Source organism: Promicromonospora kroppenstedtii DSM 19349, assembly GCF_000515355.1.
In the GTDB taxonomy this organism is placed as follows: Bacteria; Actinomycetota; Actinomycetes; order Actinomycetales; family Cellulomonadaceae; genus Promicromonospora; species Promicromonospora kroppenstedtii.
In genome coordinates this window covers 1-2,176 of sequence record NZ_KI911702.1, presented here as the reverse complement: position 1 = coordinate 2,176, position 2,176 = coordinate 1, and the positions used below count along the sequence as shown (strand labels likewise).

General features: G+C 72.7%; 3 protein-coding genes. 2 read left to right on the top strand and 1 reads right to left on the bottom strand.

Annotated elements, in window-relative coordinates:
* The coding region (locus PROKR_RS18500; protein ID WP_483823649.1) for an AraC-like ligand-binding domain-containing protein at positions 1-573 on the bottom strand (573 nt) is incomplete at its 3' end.
* Positions 574-742: 169 nt separating this feature from the next.
* On the opposite strand from PROKR_RS18500, the gene PROKR_RS18495 reads away from it, so the two are divergent.
* Both PROKR_RS18495 and PROKR_RS18490 read left to right on the top strand, forming a co-directional pair.
* Positions 743-1,432 carry a histidine phosphatase family protein gene (locus tag PROKR_RS18495; RefSeq protein WP_051433130.1) on the top strand — a complete coding sequence of 230 codons (690 nt, stop codon included), beginning with the start codon at positions 743-745 and terminating at the stop codon, positions 1,430-1,432.
* Positions 1,433-1,465: 33 nt separating this feature from the next.
* On the top strand, positions 1,466-1,957 hold the full coding sequence (locus tag PROKR_RS18490) for a PH domain-containing protein (RefSeq protein WP_033327780.1): 492 nt from the start codon (positions 1,466-1,468) through the stop codon (positions 1,955-1,957).
* Positions 1,958-2,176 lie beyond the last annotated feature (219 nt).

The following is a 2,176-nucleotide window of genomic DNA, read 5'->3' as shown; positions in this document are numbered from 1 at the left end:
CACGCCGTCGCCGTCCGGCCCGACGGCGCGCGCGACGAGCTCGGCGAGAGCCGCGGCGTAGGGGTTGGCGTTCGGGTCGGCGCCCGGGGCGCCGAAGCCGATCACCCGGGCGGGGCGCGGCATGGTGCCGCCTGCCGACCGGAACACGTCGTACGGGACCTTCATCGCGAGCTCCTCCAGACCCTGGGAGAACCCGCGAAGGAACGGCCGGTCGGCGTCGCACACCAGGAGCTGGCCCGGGCGCAGCCGGCGGATGCCGTCGTCGTGCTGGAAGTACGCCTCGCCCCGGAGCGTGAAGTACAGGGCCACGGACTCCGTGGGGCGGGCGCGCACCGTGCCGGCCGTGCGCTCGACGGCGTGCGGGCTGGCCTCGACGTGGGCCAGGTGCAGCCGGTCGAGCTGCAGGTTCGCCTCTGACGCCTCCAGCGCCGCCTCCTCGGGCATGCGGCACCGCAGTGCCACCAGGGCGTCGGCGTTGTGCTCCTCCCACAGCTCGATCCGCCGCGCCGCGGGCACGCCTCGCGTGGAGAAGCGGTCGACGGCGCCGCGCGACGCCGGGGTGGCACGGCTCACGGAGCCCACAGTAGGACGCGGCACCCGGCGCGCACCAGGATCAGGGGCGTCGGCCCGGCGTGTTGTCCACGGCGTGTTCGGCCAGGTCAGGGGGTATTCCTTGACGGGGCACGCCGCCACGCCGGTCGCCAGGGGTGCGTACGGCTCCCGGACACAGGATGCTCGTCCCATGCCCGACGAGACGATGCCGCCGCCCCTACGGCCCCCGAGCGACCCGCAGCTCGTGCTGCTCCGGCACGGGCAGACCGAGTGGAGCGCGAGCGGCCAGCACACCGGACGCACCGACCTGCCGCTCACGGAGGCCGGCGAGCGGCAGGCCCGGTCCGCCGGCGCGACGCTCGCCGACTACGAGTTCGCGGCCGTCCTCACGTCCCCGCGTGAGCGCGCGCGGCGGACGGCGGAGATCGTGGGCCACCCCGGCGCCGTCGTCGACGAGGACCTGGCCGAGTGGGACTACGGACCCGTCGACGGCCGCACGTCGCGCGACGTGTCCGAGCTGCTGGGCCGCGACTTCCAGATCTTCGAGGACGGCGTGCGGGTGCTGCCGCCGTCGGCCGACCACGGCGACGGACGCCCCGGCGAGACGCTGGACCAGGTCGCCGTGCGTGCCGCCCGGGTGATCACCCGGGCGGAGCAGGTGCTCGGCGGTTCGGGGTCGGACGGCGGTTCGGGGGCCGGGGCCGGCGGCCACGTGCTGCTGGTGGCGCACGGGCACCTGCTGCGGGTGCTCGCCACGGTGTGGCTCGGCGTCGACCCGCGGCTGGGTGCCCGGTTCGAGCTGGGTACGGCCGCCGTCTGCCTGCTGGGGTACGGCCACGGACTGCGCACCATCGAGGGATGGAACCTTGCCGCACAGTAGATCCAATTGGCCCAGTAAGGCAGTATTCGCGGCATGAGGGAAGAGCACCTCGCCGAAGGCGAGACCATCGTGATGCAGCTCCGCACTCACCCGAAGAAGGTCGTCAAGCCGATCCTGCTGCTCCTGCTGCTGATCGCCGTACTGATCGCGATGTGGGTGCTGCCGCTGCCGATCGACCCGATCGTGCTGTGGGTCGCGACGGCGCTCCTCGTGGTGCTCGGCCTCGTCGCGTCCGCGGGCCCGTTCCTGCGCTGGCGCACCACTCGCTACATCATCACCAACCAGCGCGTCGCGCTGCGCACCGGCATCCTGACGCAGACCGGCCGCGACATCCCGCTCTACCGGATCAACAACGTCACGTTCGAGAAGCAGCTCAGCGACCGGATCTTCGGCTGCGGCACCCTCGTGATCTCCGACGGCACCGACCAGCCGGGCATGGTGCTCGACGACGTGCCCGACGTCGAGCAGGTGCAGCGCACCCTGCAGGACCTGGTGCGCCAGGGACAGCAGCTCAGCGACGACTGACCCCGCGCGGCCCAAGATGGCCCTGCGGAGCGAGCAACCCTACGTTCGGTGCACCCGACGGGAGTGCGGTCTGCGGTGGGCAGGCTGCTGACCGCCGCGTGCCGTCCGATCCGTCCGATCTGCTCGCGGACACTTCCCCACGAGGCCTAAGTTTCTTCGCTCTGACGCGGCTCAGAGCGAAGAAACTTAGGCCTCGAAGGAGACGGCGCGCGGGCGGGC